We start from the raw sequence: 14,505 nt of genomic DNA, 5'->3' as shown, positions 1-14,505 counted from the left end.
TGCCGTCAGGCGAGCCGCTCCGCGGCCTCGACCACGTTCGTCATGAGCAGTGCGACCGTCATCGGACCGACGCCCCCGGGGTTCGGCGACAGATATCCGGCGATCTCGGCCACGTCGGGGTGCACGTCGCCGAAGACGAGGCTCTTGCCCGTCTCGGGGTCGGTCTCCCGCGTGACCCCCACGTCGAGCACGGCCGCACCCGGCTTCACGTCTTCGGCGCGGATGAGGTGCTTGACGCCCGCAGCGGCGACGATGACGTCGGCCTCGCGCAGGTAGCGCGGCATGTCGACCGTGCCGGTGTGCGTGAGCGTGACCGTGGCGTTCAGGTCGCGGCGTGTCAGCAGCAGCCCGATCGAACGGCCGATCGTGACGCCGCGACCGACGACGACCACGTGCTTGCCCTTGAGGTCGTAGTCGTTGCGCAGCAGCAGCTCGATCACACCGCGCGGCGTGCACGGCAGCGGGGTGTGAATCGGCGCGTTCACGTTCAGCACGAGGCGCCCGAGGTTGGTCGGGTGCAGGCCGTCGGCATCCTTCGCGGGGTCGATCCGCTCGAGGATCGCGTCCGTGTCGATGTGCTTCGGCAAGGGCAGCTGCACGATGTAGCCGTGGCATGCCGGGTCGGCGTTGAGCTCGTCGATCAGCGCCTCGACATCGGCCCGCGTGGCGTCGGCGGGCAGCTCGCGCTGGATCGAGTTCATCCCGATCGCCTCGGACTGCCGGTGCTTCATCCCGACGTAGAGCTGGGATGCCGGGTCGGCGCCGACGAGAACCGTGGCGATGCCGGGAGTGATCCCCTTCGCCTTCAGTGTCGCGACGCGCTCGGTCAGCTCGGCCCGGATCTCGGCGGCTGCCGCCTTGCCGTCCAGGACGACAGAGGTCACTGCTGCAGGTCCGGGTAGAGCGGGAAGCCCGCGGCGAGCGCGTCGACGCGCGCACGCAGGGCCTCGACGTCGGCGCCGGGGATCAGCGCCAGGGCGATGATGTCGGCGACCTCGGTGAACTCGGCGTCGCCGAAGCCGCGGGTCGCGAGCGCCGGCGTGCCGATGCGCAGACCCGAGGTGACCATCGGCGGACGGGGGTCGTTCGGCACCGCGTTGCGGTTCACCGTGATGTGGATGTCATGCAGCAGGTCTTCGGCCTGCTTGCCGTCGATCGCGGCGTCACGCAGGTCGACGAGCACCAGGTGCACGTCGGTGCCGCCGGACCGCACGCCGATGCCGGCATCCTTCACGTCCTGCTGGGACAGGCGCTCCGCGATCAGGGCAGCACCGCGCAGGGTGCGCTCCTGGCGCTCGGCGAACTCCGGGGTCGACGCGAGCTTGAACGCGGTCGCCTTGGCGGCGATCACGTGCATGAGCGGTCCGCCCTGCTGGCCCGGGAAGACCGCGGTGTTGATCTTCTTCGCGATGTCGGCGTCATTGGTGAGGATGAAGCCCGAGCGGGGGCCGCCGATGGTCTTGTGCACGGTCGACGAGACGACGTGGGCGTGCGGCACCGGGTTCGGGTGCAGGCCCGCGGCCACGAGGCCGGCGAAGTGCGCCATGTCGACCCACAGCAGGGCGCCCACTTCGTCGGCGATCGCGCGGAAAGCCTCGAAGTCGAGCGTGCGCGGGTAGGCGGACCAGCCGGCGATGATCACCTTCGGCTTGTGGCGGATCGCGAGCTCGCGCACCTCGTCCATGTCGATGATGGAGGTCTCGGGGTTCACGCCGTACGCGACGATGTCGTAGAGACGGCCGGAGAAGTTGATCTTCATGCCGTGCGTCAGGTGGCCGCCCTGGTCGAGCGACAGGCCGAGCAGCGTGTCGCCGGGTCGGGCGATCGCGTGCAGCACGGCCGCGTTCGCGGAGGCACCGGAATGCGGCTGGACGTTGGCGAACTCCGAGCCGAACAAGCTCTTGCCCCGCTCGATCGCGAGGGACTCCGCGACGTCGACCTCTTCGCAGCCGCCGTAGTAGCGACGACCCGGGTATCCCTCGGCGTACTTGTTCGTGAGCACCGAGCCCTGCGACTGCAGCACCGAGACGGGAACGAAGTTCTCGGAGGCGATCATCTCGAGGAACGTCTGCTGACGCTTCAGCTCACGATCGAGCACCTGTGCGATCTCGGGATCGACCTCGGAAAGCGGGGCGTTGAAGTAACGGTCGGTCATGATGACTTGCTCCTCTGACGACGGATTCGAAGGGTGTACCGATCGGCCCAGGCGCGCGGTCGAATTCCGTGGTCAGTCGCTCCCCGGTGGTAGTCCACCCAGACGCCAGTTGCGACGGTTACGAGCATAGCGGATTCCCTCTGTGGCCCAGGCCGGGTCCACGATAGGTTTTGTTCATGGTCTTTACCCATTCCCTTCCGCTCGTGCCCGCGCCCGTGTCTGCCACCGCAGGGGAAGGACGGATGCCGATCGCCGCGACGACGCGTGTGCTCGGGTCCTCCCCCGCGGCGGCGCAGCTGATCGACGCGGTCGAGCGACGCAGCGGCATCCGCCTCTCCGCCGCCGATGCCGCCGATGCCGCCGACAGCGCCTCGGCCGACATCGAGCTCCGCCTCGACCCTGCCGTCGCCGCCCCCGAGGGATACGCGCTCACCGTCGGCGACCGGGTCGAGCTGGTCGGCGCCGACGAAGCCGGACTCTTCTACGGCGTGCAGACCCTGCGGCAGCTGCTCCGCGAAGAAGAGCACGGCTGGGGATTCCTCCGGGCCGAGATCCGGGATGCCCCGCGCTTCGGTCGTCGCGGCGTGATGCTCGACGTCACGCGGCACTTCTTCGACGTCGACGAGGTCAAGACCTTCATCGACAGCATCAGCGCGCTGAAGTTCAACCACCTGCACCTGCACCTGAGCGACGACCAGGGCTGGCGGATCCAGATCGACTCGTGGCCTCTGCTGACGGAGCTCTCCTCGTCGACCGCGGTGGACGAGGCACGCGGCGGCTTCTACACGAAGGACGACTACCGCGAGATCGTCGCGTACGCGGAGGAGCGGCACGTGCTGCTGATCCCCGAGATCGATCTGCCCGGTCACACGCACGCGATCGGCGTCGCCTACCCCGAGTTGGTCGAGGAGCCCGTGGTGAGCGACGCCCTGCGATCGGAGTCGCTGCAGCAGGGCCAGCCGCTTCCCGTGCACGGCGAGGCGTACCTCGGCACCGGCGTCGGCCACTCCAGCGTGCGGATCCACGAGGAGCGCACCTACGAGTTCGTCCGCGACGTCGTGCGCGAGCTCGCCGAGATCACGCCGGGTCCGTACCTCCACGTCGGCGGAGACGAGTCCCTGGGCACGCCCCAGGCCGACTTCGACCTCTTCGCGGAGCGCGTCACGGCGATCGTCGTCGAGGCGGGGAAGACCCCGATCGCCTGGCACGAGATGGGATCGGCGGCCGACATCGCCGAGGGAACGATCGGCCAGTACTGGGGCAAGACCACGCCGGAGGGCACGCATGCCGAGGAGGCCGCGCACTTCGTCGAGCGCGGCGGTGCGTTGATCATGTCCGCCGCGGACGCCGCCTACCTCGACATGAAGTACACCGCCGACTTCCCTCTCGGGCTCACCTGGGCGGCGATCATCGACGTCCGCTCCGCCTACGAGTGGGAACCGACCGCGGTGCTCGACGTGCCGGATGACGCCATCCTCGGCATCGAGGCCCCGCTGTGGTCCGAGACCACGCGCACCCTCAGCGATGTCGAGCAGCTCGTCTTCCCCCGCGCCGCCGCGCAGGCCGAGGTCGCCTGGTCGCCTCGGGAGGCGCCGGAGCGCGTGTGGGAGTCGTTCCGCGTGCGTCTCGGCTCGCTCGCGCCGCTGTGGAAGGCTGAGGGGATCGACTTCCACCCCGCTGACGAGATCCCCTGGAGCGAGCGTTGAGCATCCATTCCTCCGCGACCGGTTCGCTGGTCATCCACTCCGCGCGCATCGTCGACGCCGGCGAGATCGTCGACGACGGCTGGGTGCGCTTCGCCGACGGAGCGGTCGTCGCGCGCGGGACGGGAACGACCTGGGAGCCGGCGGACGAGGTGCTCGATGCCGCAGGGATCGCCGGACCGGGGGCCGTCCTCACGCCGGGATTCGTCGACATCCACGGCCACGGCGGCGCGGGAGCCGCGTTCGATGACGGAGTCGACGCCATCCGCACGGGACGTGCGCTCCATCGCGCGCACGGCACGACGCGTGCCGTGGTGTCGCTGGTGACGGCGCCGCTCGACGAGCTCGCCCGCAGCGCCGCGCTGGTCGCCGATCTGATGGAGACGGATGCCGACATCCTCGGCTCGCACCTCGAGGGCCCGTTCCTCGATCCCGCGCACCACGGCGCTCATGAGCCGTCGCTGCTGCGCGCACCCGCCTCCGCCGACGTCGCACGCCTGCTCGAGGCCGGTCGCGGCACCGTGCGCCAGGTCACGATCGCGCCCGAGCTGCCGGGCGGGCTCGACGCGATCCGTCAGATCGTCGCCGCGGGCGCCGCGGCGGCCGTCGGACACACGAGTGCGGATGCCGCGATGGCCGTCGCCGCGTTCGAAGCCGGGGCATCGATCCTCACGCACGCCTTCAACGCGATGCCGGGCATCCACCACCGCGCCCCCGGACCCGTGCTCGCCGCGGCGGCGGACCATCGGGTGATCCTCGAAGCCATCGCCGACAACGTGCACCTCGATCCTCACGTGATCAAGCTCGTGTTCGACTCCGCGCCGGGCAGGGTGGCACTCATCACAGATGCCATGGCGGCGGCCGGCAGTGCCGACGGCCACTACGACCTGGGCGCGGTGAGCGTCACGGTCGAGAACGGCGTGGCGCGGGCGGACGACACGGGTTCGATCGCCGGCTCGACGCTCACGCAGGACGTCGCTCTGCAGCGAGCGGTGCAGGCGGGTGCGACGCTGCCCGAGGCGGTGCGCGCTCTGACAGAGACTCCGGCGCGGGCCATCGGACGCGAGACGGTGCTCGGCACCCTCCGCGAGGGCATGACCGCCGATGCCGTGCTGCTGGACGCAGAACTGCACGTCGCGCGCGTATGGGTGGGACCACGGCTGCTCGGGTGACGAGAGCCGCGCATCGCGCGACGACGCGCAGCTCTGCGCTCTCCGGTCGTTCGTGAAGCGGGGTGGGAGGCCGCCTCTCCCCAGATCAGCGACCTCATCCCCCTCATGGAGAGGGGGGCCGGGAACTCCTCCCCCGAGGCTCCCGACCCGCCCAGCCGGTGCAGTTGCCCCTCGCACCAGCGCCTGAAATCCGCCCCCCGGTGGAATTCGTACGGCTGTCTCTATGGGATGAGACGACGCGGATGCCGATTCATTACGCGAGTTCCCAGATTTTCTTCGAGATCTTTCTCCGGGGTCCGAGAAAATTAGTCAAGAACTGGGATTTATCAAGCGGACGAAAACCTCCGGAAGATCGCGTCGAGGGGTGGTCAAGCGACGAGATCCGGGAGAGAATGAAGAGACGCGTGATGAGATCCCCTCTTGCGCGTCTCTTCCTGTGGAGGCGTTCCTGCGCCCCAGGAGCGATGGATGACAGTGCACGAAGAGAACACACACCACGACGAGCCGATCGGCGATGCCGACCTGATCCTCCGCGCCCGCTCGGGCGACACGGAGGCCTTCGGCGAACTCTGGCGACGCCACTACCCGTCCGGCCTCTCGGTCGCGCGGTCGATCACCTCGTCGATCGACCCTGACGACCTCGTCCAGGAGTCCTACACCCGCATCTACCAGGCGATCGTCAAGGGCGGCGGGCCGAACGGCTCCTTCCGCGCCTACCTGTTCACCAGCATCCGCAACACCGCCGCGGCGTGGGGGCGTTCTCGTCGCGAGACCGCGATCGACGAACTCGACGCGGTCGCCGACCCCGAGAGCACCGATCAGGCCGCGAACGATGCTCTCGACCGCAGCCTCACGGCGCAGGCCTTCCGCAGCCTTCCCTCCCGCTGGCAGGAGGTGCTCTGGTACACCGAGATCGAGCAGATGAAGCCCCAGGAAGTGGCTCCGCTCCTCGGCATGAAGTCCGGCGCCGTCTCGCAGCTGGCGTTCCGCGCACGTGAAGGCCTGCGCGAAGCGTGGATCCAGGCGCATCTGCGCAGTGCGGCCCCCGGCTCGGACTGCCAGTGGACGATCGAGCACCTCGGCGCCTACTCGCGGGGCAACCTCGGCACGCGCGATCACAAGCGCCTCGAACTGCACCTCGACGAATGCGCGCGCTGCATGATCGTCGCCGCCGAGGCGAAAGACGTCTCGACGCGCCTCGCGCTGGTTCTCCTCCCTCTGGTGCTCGGCGTCACCGGCGCCGCGGGCTACCTCGCGACGCTGCAGGGCGGCGGCGCGCCGATCGTGGCCCTCGCCGCCATGCCGTCCAGCATCCCCGGGGGCGTCTTCGCGGGTGACGCAGGTTCATCCGGAGCCGTCGCACTCGGGGCAGGATCCGGGAGCGGTGCTGCCGGATCCACCGGAAGCGCCGGAGGCGGAGCGGGTGTCGCTGCCGGGGCGGGCACGTCCGGCGGCATTCTGACCGGGATGGGCGCCCTCGTCGGCGCGGGTTCCGCCGCTCTGGTCGTCGCCGGCGTCGTCGCTGCGGCGACGATCATCCCCGGCCTCGCCGGTGCCGAGCCCGCGACCTCGCTGCCGAGCGCCGCCGATGCGGACTCCTCCTCGATCACCTCCGATGTCGGACCCGACGCCTCGATGGACCTCGACGAGCCGATCGTGATCGAGCAGCCGATCGATGAGCCCGAGGAAGCACCTGCACCGCCGGCCGACGAGACCACCGCGCCGGCGCCGACGGAGCACACGGGCCCGGTCGTCGCGCCGCCCGCGCCGCCGGTCGTGACGGACCCTGAGGACGAGACGGATCCCACCGACCCCGAGGGTCCGGGCGACGGGGAAGGCCCGACGGACCCCACCGACCCGACGGACCCGACCGATCCGACGGATCCGACCGACCCGACCGATCCGACGGACCCGACCGATCCGACGGACCCGACCGACCCCACGGACCCGACCGACCCCACGGACCCGACCGACCCGACCGATCCGACGGAGCCGGGCGTTCCGACCACCGCGCCGTCGTGGTCTGCGGCCACGATCTCCTTCCAGGGCCTGCGCGTGCACTACAGCGTGCCCGTCACGGGTGTTCCCGGAACGACCGTGGAGGCGCTGCTCGACGGCAGCCGAGGCGGCGGCGGCGAGGTCGTCCTGGACTCCCTCGGCCAGGGAACGATCGATCTTCGACCCGACCTGCTCCAGTACCTGCTCGCCTCCAGCACGACGGTCACGTTCCGCTACGTGCTCGCCGACGGCTCCGGTCCGTCCGCGGATACGACGCTGAACGCGCTCGGCGCGCCGATCGTGATCATCGAGCTGAGCGCGGACTCCGCCCTGATTCAGGAGCAGACGCTGCTCGATGACAGCGCGGCAACGGTTCCGGTCGAAGAGGCCGCGCCGGCCGCACCCGCGCCGGCCGCACCCGTCGTGACAGCGCCCGCGGAGCCCGCTCCCGTCATCCCCGCACCTGTCGAGGTCGCACCGGTCCCCGCTGCTCCTGCGGAGCAGGCTGCTCCCGCGGAGCAGGTCGCGCCCGTGGAGCAGGTCGCGCCCGTCGATACCGCACTGCCGCCGGCCGAGGAGCCCGCGCCCGCCGAATAGACTGGATCCATGCCTCAGGATTCCGCACCCGTCCCCGGCGTCGTCCGTCCGGTCATCACCGTTCTCGACGTCGTCCGTGCGATCGTGCTGGTCGTCGCCGTGGCTTCGCTCGCCCTGTGGGGATTCGCCAGCTGGTCGCTGCCGTGGAACGTCATCGCCGGCGTGGGCGCCCCGATCGTGGTGCTGCTGATCTGGGCGGTGTTCCTGTCGCCGCGTCCTGTCCTGCACGTGCATCCGTTCCTCCGGGCGGCCGTCGAGCTCTTCATCTACGTGGGCGTCACGATCGCCTGGTGGTCGATGGGTCAGGCGCTCATCGGCACCGCATTCGCGCTGGTCGCGATCGTCACCGGTGTCCTCAGCGGTCGACGCGCCCTGTCGTGAGGACGCGGTCGTGACCGCGCTGACGCTGCTGCAGGAGGCGCTCGGGTCCCTCGTGGACGTGAGCCCCGACGCGCTCGAAGACGCGCGGGCCGACCGCTCGGGTCATGCGGCCGCCGGGCGACCGCTGGCGGTCGTGCACGCCGAGAGCGTGGAGCACGTTCAGCAGACCATGCGGATCGCCACGGCCACCCGCACGCCGGTGGTCGTGCGGGGCGCCGGCACCGGCCTGGCGGGCGCGGCCAACGCGGGCGAGGGCGAGATCGTGCTCTCCACGCGCCGGATGAACGCGATCCTCGAGGTACGCCCCGACGATCTGCTCGCCGTCGTCGAACCCGGCATCCTCAACGCCGACCTCAACGATCAGCTCGCCGAACACGGTGTGTGGTGGGCTCCCGACCCTGCCAGTCGCGACATCTCCACGGTGGGCGGGAACATCGCGACCGGCGCAGGGGGTCTGCTCTGCGCAAAGTACGGCGTCGTGCGCGACGCGGTGCTCGGCGTCGACCTGGTCCTCGCCGACGGGCGTCTCCTGCACCTCGGTCACCGCAGCGTCAAGGGCGTGACCGGCCTCGATCTCACCTCGCTGGTGATCGGCTCGGAGGGCACGCTCGGCGTCGTGGTGGGCGCCACCCTGAAGCTGCGCCGCCTCGTCGCTGGCGATGTCTGCACCGTGACCGCGACCTTCCCCGGGGTCCGCGCGGCAGCCGCGGCATCCGCCGCCGTCACCGCCGCCGGCGTGCAGCCCGCGATCATGGAGCTGATGGATGCCGCGAGCCTCGCGGCGGTGCATGCTCTGCTCGCGCTTCCGGCCCCCGCTCCGGGAGCGGCGCAGCTGACCATCCGGACCGACGGACCGGCGGCAGCCGCGGAGGCCGACACCATCGCGGAGGTCCTGCGGGCTCACGAAGGGCTCACGACCGTCTCGCACGACCGCGAGGAGGGCGAGCGACTGCTCGCGATCCGGCGATCGATGCACGCGGCGATGGCCTCGCTCGGCACCACCCTGATCGAAGACGTGTCGGTGCCGCGCAGCGCGATGCCCGAGATGTTCGACGAGATCGCGCGCATCGAACGCGACTTCGGTCTCACGATCCCCACGGTCGCGCACGCCGGCGACGGCAACCTGCATCCGAACTTCATCTTCGAAGGGTCCGACACCCCGGCGCACGTCTGGGCGGCGGCGGATGAGCTGTTCCGCGCGGCGATCCGCCTCGGCGGCACTCTGACCGGCGAACACGGCATCGGGGTCCTGAAGCGGCGCTGGCTCGCCGACGAACTCGGCGAGGACCAGTGGCAGCTGCAGCGTCAGATCGCCGCGGTGTTCGATCCGCTCGGCATCCTCAACCCCGGAAAGGTGTTCGCGCCCGATGCCTGACATCCATGTGAGCGCCGCCGTGATCGTCGACGACGCCGGACGCGTGCTCGTCGTGCGCAAGCAGGGCACGACGAGGTTCATGCAGCCGGGAGGCAAGCCCGAGCCCGGCGAATCGCCCGCGCAGACGCTGATCCGCGAACTGCACGAGGAGCTCGGGCTGCAGCTGGACGAAGCCGATCTGCACCCTCTCGGTACGTTCATCTCCGAGGCGGCCAACGAGCCGGGTCATCGCGTCGTCGCCGAGGCCTTCGCGACGACCATCGATCCCGAGGCCGTCTCGGTGCAGGCCGAGCTCGCCGAGCTGCGCTGGATCACCCCCGCCGACACCGCGACGCTGCCGCTCGCGCCGCTGAGCACCGAGCACCTGCTGCCCATCGCCTGGCCGGCGCCCACGCCCTGAGGGTAGGCCAGCACGCGGGATCAGGCCGATTCCGGCGGAGCCTCGCGCGACTAGATGCCCTGCCAGGCGGGCTTGTTGGCGAACGTGTAGCGGTAGTAGTCGGCGAGTCGAAGGCTCGATGCCGCTGCCTCGTCGACGACCACCGTGGCGTGCGGGTGCAGCTGGATCGCCGAACCGGGCAGGAAGGCCGTGAGCGGCCCCTCGACCGCGTCGGCGACCGCCTGTGCCTTTCCCTCGCCGAACGCCAGCAGCACGAGGTGGCGGGCCTTGAGGATCGTGCCGAGACCCTGAGTGATGCAGTGCCGGGGCACGTCGTCGATCGAGTCGAAGAAGCGGGCGTTGTCTTCGCGGGTCTGCTCGGTGAGCGTCTTGACGCGCGTCTGCGAGGCGAACGACGATCCCGGTTCGTTGAAGCCGATGTGGCCGTCGGTGCCGATGCCGAGGATCTGCAGGTCGACGCCTCCCGCGGCGGCGATCGCGGCCTCGTAGTCGTCGCCGGCGTGCTGGATCGTCGCCTCGGCCCCGTTCGGCACATGGATGCGCTGCGGGTCGAGCCCCAGCGGCTCGACCACCTCGCGCGTGATCACCGAGCGGTAGCTCTCGGGATGGGCGGGGTCGATGCCGACGTACTCGTCGAGGGCGAAACCGCGGACCTGCGACACGTCATGGCCGGCCAGCTGCGTGCGCAGAGCCAGGTACACCGGCAGCGGGGTGGATCCGGTGGCGAGTCCCAGCACCGCATCGGGGCGGCGCTCGATGAGCTCCACGATCTCGGTGGCGACAAGCGCGCCGGCAGCTGCCGCGTTCTCGACGATGACGACCTCAGCCATGGGGGACGATCTCCTTCTCGGGTACGGATGCGCCCACCAGTGCGGCGCCGAAAGCTGCAGCCGGGGAACCCGCGGGAAGCAGTTCGATTCTCTCATCGAGACGCAGCGACCGCATGAACGGTGACGCCTCGGCGCCGGCGTGCAGTGCGGCGCGGATGCCGTCTTCGAGGCGAGAGCCGAGTGCGGTGAGTCCCCCGCCGATCACGACGGTCTCGACATCCGCCGACAGCACGAGCACCCGCACCGCCGCGGCGGCGCCGTGATAGAGGTCGTTCCGCAGCGCCAGGGCCACCGGGTCGCCGGCGTCGGCGGCGTCGAAGATGTCTCTGATCGGGAGAGCGCCGGGGCGTCCCCAGGCCTTCGCCAGGGCGCCTCCGCCGCAGAACGTCTCGATGCAGCCGAGCTGTCCGCAGCCGCACAGGCGTCCGTTCGGGTCGACCGAGAGGTGTCCGACCTCGCCGGCGGTTCCGCGCGCACCGCGCCAGATGCGCCCCTCGCTGACGATCCCGGCTGCGACTCCGGTGCCGAGGTTGAGGTAGGCCATGGACCCTGCGGCCCCGCTCAGGACGGCGGCGCCGAGCGCTGCGGCCTTGACGTCGTTCTCCACCCGGAACGGCACGCCCAGCATCCGCTCGGCGCGTGCGGCGAGATCGAGCGACTGCACGCCGAGGTTGACCGCGTGATCGACCCGGCCCTCCTCGACGTCCACGAGACCGGGGATGCCGACGCCGACCGAGCCGATCGACGAGACCGGGAACGCCGTCTCGTCGGCGAGTGCGGTGACGGCCATGACGATGCTCTCGACCACGGCGTCCGCACCCCAGCCGGTCGACCTGCGGATGCGTCCGAGGATGTCGCCGGAGGGCGCGACGGCGACGGCGTCGATCTTCGTGCCGCCGACGTCCAGGCCCACTCGAATCGGCCGACCGATGCGGTCGGCCGCGTCAGCCCCGGTCATCGGAGGTCGCGTGCTTCGGTCGTGGCGGCGCGGGTCACGACACTCCCAGCTGTCCGGACAGCACCATCACCGCGGCTCCGCGCAGCACGATGTCGTCCTGGTGGGTACGGCGCACGACGACGTCTTCGAAGACGCCCTCGAGGGTCCGCGCGTGCAGGGTCTCGATCGCGGCGTCGATGAGGATGCCGTCGAGCAGGTCGGCGGGTCCCGAGAGCACGACCTCGGAGAGGTCGAGTGCGGCGACGATCGGCGCGATGGCGATCGCCATCCGTGTTCCGGAGTCGCGGAGGATCTCATCGCGCGCGCCGGGATCGGCGGCGAGGGCCTCGCGCATCCGGCTGACGCTGAGCCAGGCTTCCAGGCATCCGTCCTTGCCGCAGGCGCAGCGCGGTCCGCCATCGGTCCCGACGACGACGTGTCCGATCTCTCCCGCCGCGAACCGGCTGCCGAGCAGTGGCTGGCTGCCGGTGATGAGGCCGGCGCCGACACCGCGGCCGAGCTTGATGAGCATGAAGTCGGCCTTCGCGTCGCCGAACGTGTATTCGGCGAGCACGGCCGCGTTGGCGTCGTTGCGGGCGAGCACCGGAAGATCGAGGTCGACGCTCAGCTTCGCCTCGAGCGGGAAGTTCGACCAGCCGAGGTTCGGCGAGCTCAGCACGACGCCGTCGGGGCGCACGACTCCCGGGGTGCCGATGCCGACGCCCAGGAGCGGCTGCGTGGACGCGGCGACCAGGGTGCGGGCGAGTTCGAGGGCCGCGGCGTAGGCGGCATCGCCGTCCGGGGACTCCGGACGAGCGACCTCACGACGCTCGAGCACGTCGCCGTCGAGGCTGAGGACCGCTCCCTCGAACGCGGTCGGACCGGAGAGGTCGAGACCGATGATCTGGTGGCCGACACGATCGATGTCGATCAGGATCGGGGGCTTGCCCGGACCGACGGCCTCGCGCACGCCCATCTCGATGACGATGCCGTCGGCGATGAACTCGGCGACCAGGTCGGAGATGGTGACACGGGTGAGCCCGGTCTCCCGCGAGAGGTCTGCGCGGCTCATCGCTCCGGCGTGGTACAGCGTCTGCAGCACGAGCGCGCGGTTGTGACCGCGGGCATGCTCGGGGAGCACCTTGGAGCGCGAGCGCAGGTGGCGGCCGGGCCCGAAGGCGTGCGTGTTCGCACCGCCGTACTCCGACGGTGGTGCGGCGCGCTGTTCATCCGAAACGGACATGTTTGTTAGTAGACCTTACGAACAAAATTTGTGCAACCTCTGCCGCGGGACGCGCGGCGAGGGTTACCGAAACGTTACATTACTTTCGATACTGCGTCGGGGGTGATTCCGAGAGCTCCACGAGCCGTGAGACGAGACGCGTGACGATCTCCTCCCGTGCCGCGATCGTGAGCGGTTTCCCGGGGACGCCGGGGCGTCTCTGGTCGGGCGCAGGGCCGTCTTGGGGACGATACCGCACGCCCATGGCCCGAAGGCGGCGGAGGTGTGTCGGAAGGCGTCGTGCGAAGTCCGCATAGGGCCCCGGCTCCCCTCCCTCCCACAGCCGCTCGGCGATCGCCGACAGCCGAGGGAACATCGCGAAGTCGAGCCGGTCCCTGGTCGGCAGATGTTCGCTCCAGACGTTCGCCTGCCCGCCCACGGCGCCCTCCTCGACACGGAGCGAGTACGCCCGCTCGATGGTCAGCGGCGGACCCACCCGGATGGGCTCCTCCACCGACTCCGACTGCGGGTAATCGAGGTACGCCTCCAGATCGGGGCACGCCACCACCGGGATTCCGCGACGCAGCGCTTCGCGCATCGCGACCGGCCCCCGCCAGGCGAGCACGCGGACACCGTCCGGCACCTCCCCCTCGAGCACCTCGTCCCAGGCCAGCGCGGTCCGTCCGCGGCTGCGCAGATGGGCCACGAAATGCGCGGTGAACCACGGCTGCACGTCATGCGGGGTGGCGAGCCCGAGCTGCCTCATCCGCTCGGCGGCCGCCGGGCTGTCGGCCCACTCCGTGACCGGAACCTCGTCGCCGCCGATGCCGATCCACTCGCTGTCGAACACCTCGCACAGTGCGTCGATCGCGGCGCGGCCGAACGCCAGCGAGGCCTCGGTCGGCGCGAGCGTGCGCGGATTCACGCCGAAGCGCTCCCACGGCGCGGTGATCGGCTCGCCGACGTCGGTGTTCCCGAGCTCCGGGTACGCCGCGAGACCCGCCTGGATATGGCCGGGCAGCTCGACCTCCGGCACGATCGTGACGAACCGATCGGCGGCGTGAGCGACGAGGTCGCGCAACTGCTCGGCCGAGTAGAACCCCTCGTGCACTCCCGGTTCGACGGTCGCGAGCGGTCCGTGGCCGAGCTGCGTCGCCGCACGGCGGGAGCCGACCTCGGTCAGCCGCGGATAGCCCGGCACCTCGAAGCGCCAGCCCTGGTCGTCGGTGAGGTGAAGGTGCAGCACGTTGAGATGGTGGTCGGCGAGCAGGTCGATGAGTCGGCGCACCTCGTCCACGGGACGGAAGTGCCGGGCCACATCGAGCATCACCCCGCGCCAGCCGTACGCGGGCGCTCCCTGCCAGACGCCGGCCGGAAGGACCGCCGACACGGCGTCGCGGTCCGTGAGCTGCCGCAGGGTGGCGCTGCCGCGGAACACTCCCGCCGGGCTCGCGCCGCAGATCTCGATGCCGTCGGCGCCGATGGTCAGCCGGAAGGCCTCCTCCCCGACGCGTGCGCCCTCGGCGACGTCTTCCCCGATGCCGGCGTCGACCACGAGGCGGATCGGCGGCGCTCCCGCGGACGCTCCTCCCCCGCCCAGCCACGCCACCGAGCCCTCGAGCCCCGGCGCACCGATGATCGGCGTCTCCGACGACCAGCGGAACCCGGGGGCGGACGGATCGATGCGGGCGTCGATGCGCGGCACGGTCGCACGGTGCGCGGGCGGCGGCATCCG

Annotated in this window: 12 protein-coding genes and 1 riboswitch; of the genes, 6 read left to right on the top strand and 6 right to left on the bottom strand. The window is 70.7% G+C overall.

Features of this window, described 5'->3' with window-relative positions; translation table 11 throughout:
* Window positions 1-5 precede the first annotated feature (5 nt).
* Both DW306_RS13140 and glyA read right to left on the bottom strand, forming a co-directional pair.
* A complete protein-coding gene (locus tag DW306_RS13140) occupies window positions 6-884 on the bottom strand; it encodes a bifunctional methylenetetrahydrofolate dehydrogenase/methenyltetrahydrofolate cyclohydrolase (protein ID WP_136056044.1) in 879 nt (292 codons plus the stop codon).
* Window positions 881-2,155: a serine hydroxymethyltransferase gene (gene glyA, locus DW306_RS13135; RefSeq protein WP_136056043.1), complete on the bottom strand. Its 1,275-nt coding sequence runs from the start codon at window positions 2,153-2,155 to the stop codon at window positions 881-883. Before glyA ends, DW306_RS13140 begins: the two co-directional genes overlap by 4 nt.
* 38 nt (window positions 2,156-2,193) lie before the next feature.
* A riboswitch (ZMP/ZTP riboswitch) is annotated at window positions 2,194-2,278 on the bottom strand.
* A 53-nt stretch (window positions 2,279-2,331) separates the two neighbouring features.
* Between glyA and DW306_RS13130 the strand changes: the two genes are divergently transcribed.
* The 6 genes from DW306_RS13130 to DW306_RS13105 all read left to right on the top strand — a co-directional run bounded on the left by DW306_RS13130 (window position 2,332) and on the right by DW306_RS13105 (window position 9,781).
* Window positions 2,332-3,861: a family 20 glycosylhydrolase gene (locus DW306_RS13130; protein WP_136056042.1), complete on the top strand. Its 1,530-nt coding sequence runs from the start codon at window positions 2,332-2,334 to the stop codon at window positions 3,859-3,861.
* On the top strand, window positions 3,858-5,030 hold the full coding sequence (locus DW306_RS13125; RefSeq protein WP_136056041.1) for an amidohydrolase family protein: 1,173 nt from the start codon (window positions 3,858-3,860) through the stop codon (window positions 5,028-5,030). Before DW306_RS13130 ends, DW306_RS13125 begins: the two co-directional genes overlap by 4 nt.
* Window positions 5,031-5,498: 468 nt before the next feature.
* Window positions 5,499-7,625, top strand: coding sequence for a sigma-70 family RNA polymerase sigma factor (locus DW306_RS13120; RefSeq protein WP_136056040.1), 2,127 nt, complete (start codon window positions 5,499-5,501; stop codon window positions 7,623-7,625).
* A gap of 9 nt (window positions 7,626-7,634) precedes the next feature.
* On the top strand, window positions 7,635-8,006 hold the full coding sequence (locus DW306_RS13115; RefSeq protein ID WP_136056039.1) for a YrdB family protein: 372 nt from the start codon (window positions 7,635-7,637) through the stop codon (window positions 8,004-8,006).
* Window positions 8,007-8,016: 10 nt separating this feature from the next.
* The gene (locus DW306_RS13110; protein WP_136056038.1) at window positions 8,017-9,381 is read left to right on the top strand and encodes an FAD-linked oxidase C-terminal domain-containing protein; all 1,365 of its coding nucleotides are present in this window, start codon (window positions 8,017-8,019) and stop codon (window positions 9,379-9,381) included.
* The gene (locus DW306_RS13105) at window positions 9,374-9,781 is read left to right on the top strand and encodes an NUDIX domain-containing protein (RefSeq protein WP_136056037.1); all 408 of its coding nucleotides are present in this window, start codon (window positions 9,374-9,376) and stop codon (window positions 9,779-9,781) included. Before DW306_RS13110 ends, DW306_RS13105 begins: the two co-directional genes overlap by 8 nt.
* A 50-nt stretch (window positions 9,782-9,831) precedes the next feature.
* Here DW306_RS13105 and DW306_RS13100 read toward each other — a convergent pair whose 3' ends face one another.
* From DW306_RS13100 to DW306_RS13085, 4 genes are all read right to left on the bottom strand, one after another.
* Window positions 9,832-10,611: a glucosamine-6-phosphate deaminase gene (locus tag DW306_RS13100; protein WP_136056036.1), complete on the bottom strand. Its 780-nt coding sequence runs from the start codon at window positions 10,609-10,611 to the stop codon at window positions 9,832-9,834.
* A complete protein-coding gene (locus DW306_RS13095; protein ID WP_205814179.1) occupies window positions 10,604-11,569 on the bottom strand; it encodes an ROK family protein in 966 nt (321 codons plus the stop codon). Before DW306_RS13095 ends, DW306_RS13100 begins: the two co-directional genes overlap by 8 nt.
* Before the next feature lie 34 nt (window positions 11,570-11,603).
* Entirely contained in the window at window positions 11,604-12,791 is a 1,188-nt protein-coding gene (locus DW306_RS13090) for an ROK family transcriptional regulator (protein WP_136056035.1), read from the bottom strand.
* A 79-nt stretch (window positions 12,792-12,870) separates the two neighbouring features.
* Window positions 12,871-14,505 (bottom strand): beta-N-acetylhexosaminidase (locus tag DW306_RS13085; protein ID WP_168429326.1); only part of this gene is annotated, 1,635 nt, incomplete at its 5' end.

Source organism: Microbacterium sp. K24, from assembly GCF_004794465.1.
Taxonomy (GTDB): domain Bacteria; phylum Actinomycetota; class Actinomycetes; order Actinomycetales; family Microbacteriaceae; genus Microbacterium.
The sequence above is the reverse complement of the archived record's forward strand: the minus strand, read 5'-3'. Positions and strand labels throughout refer to the sequence as shown.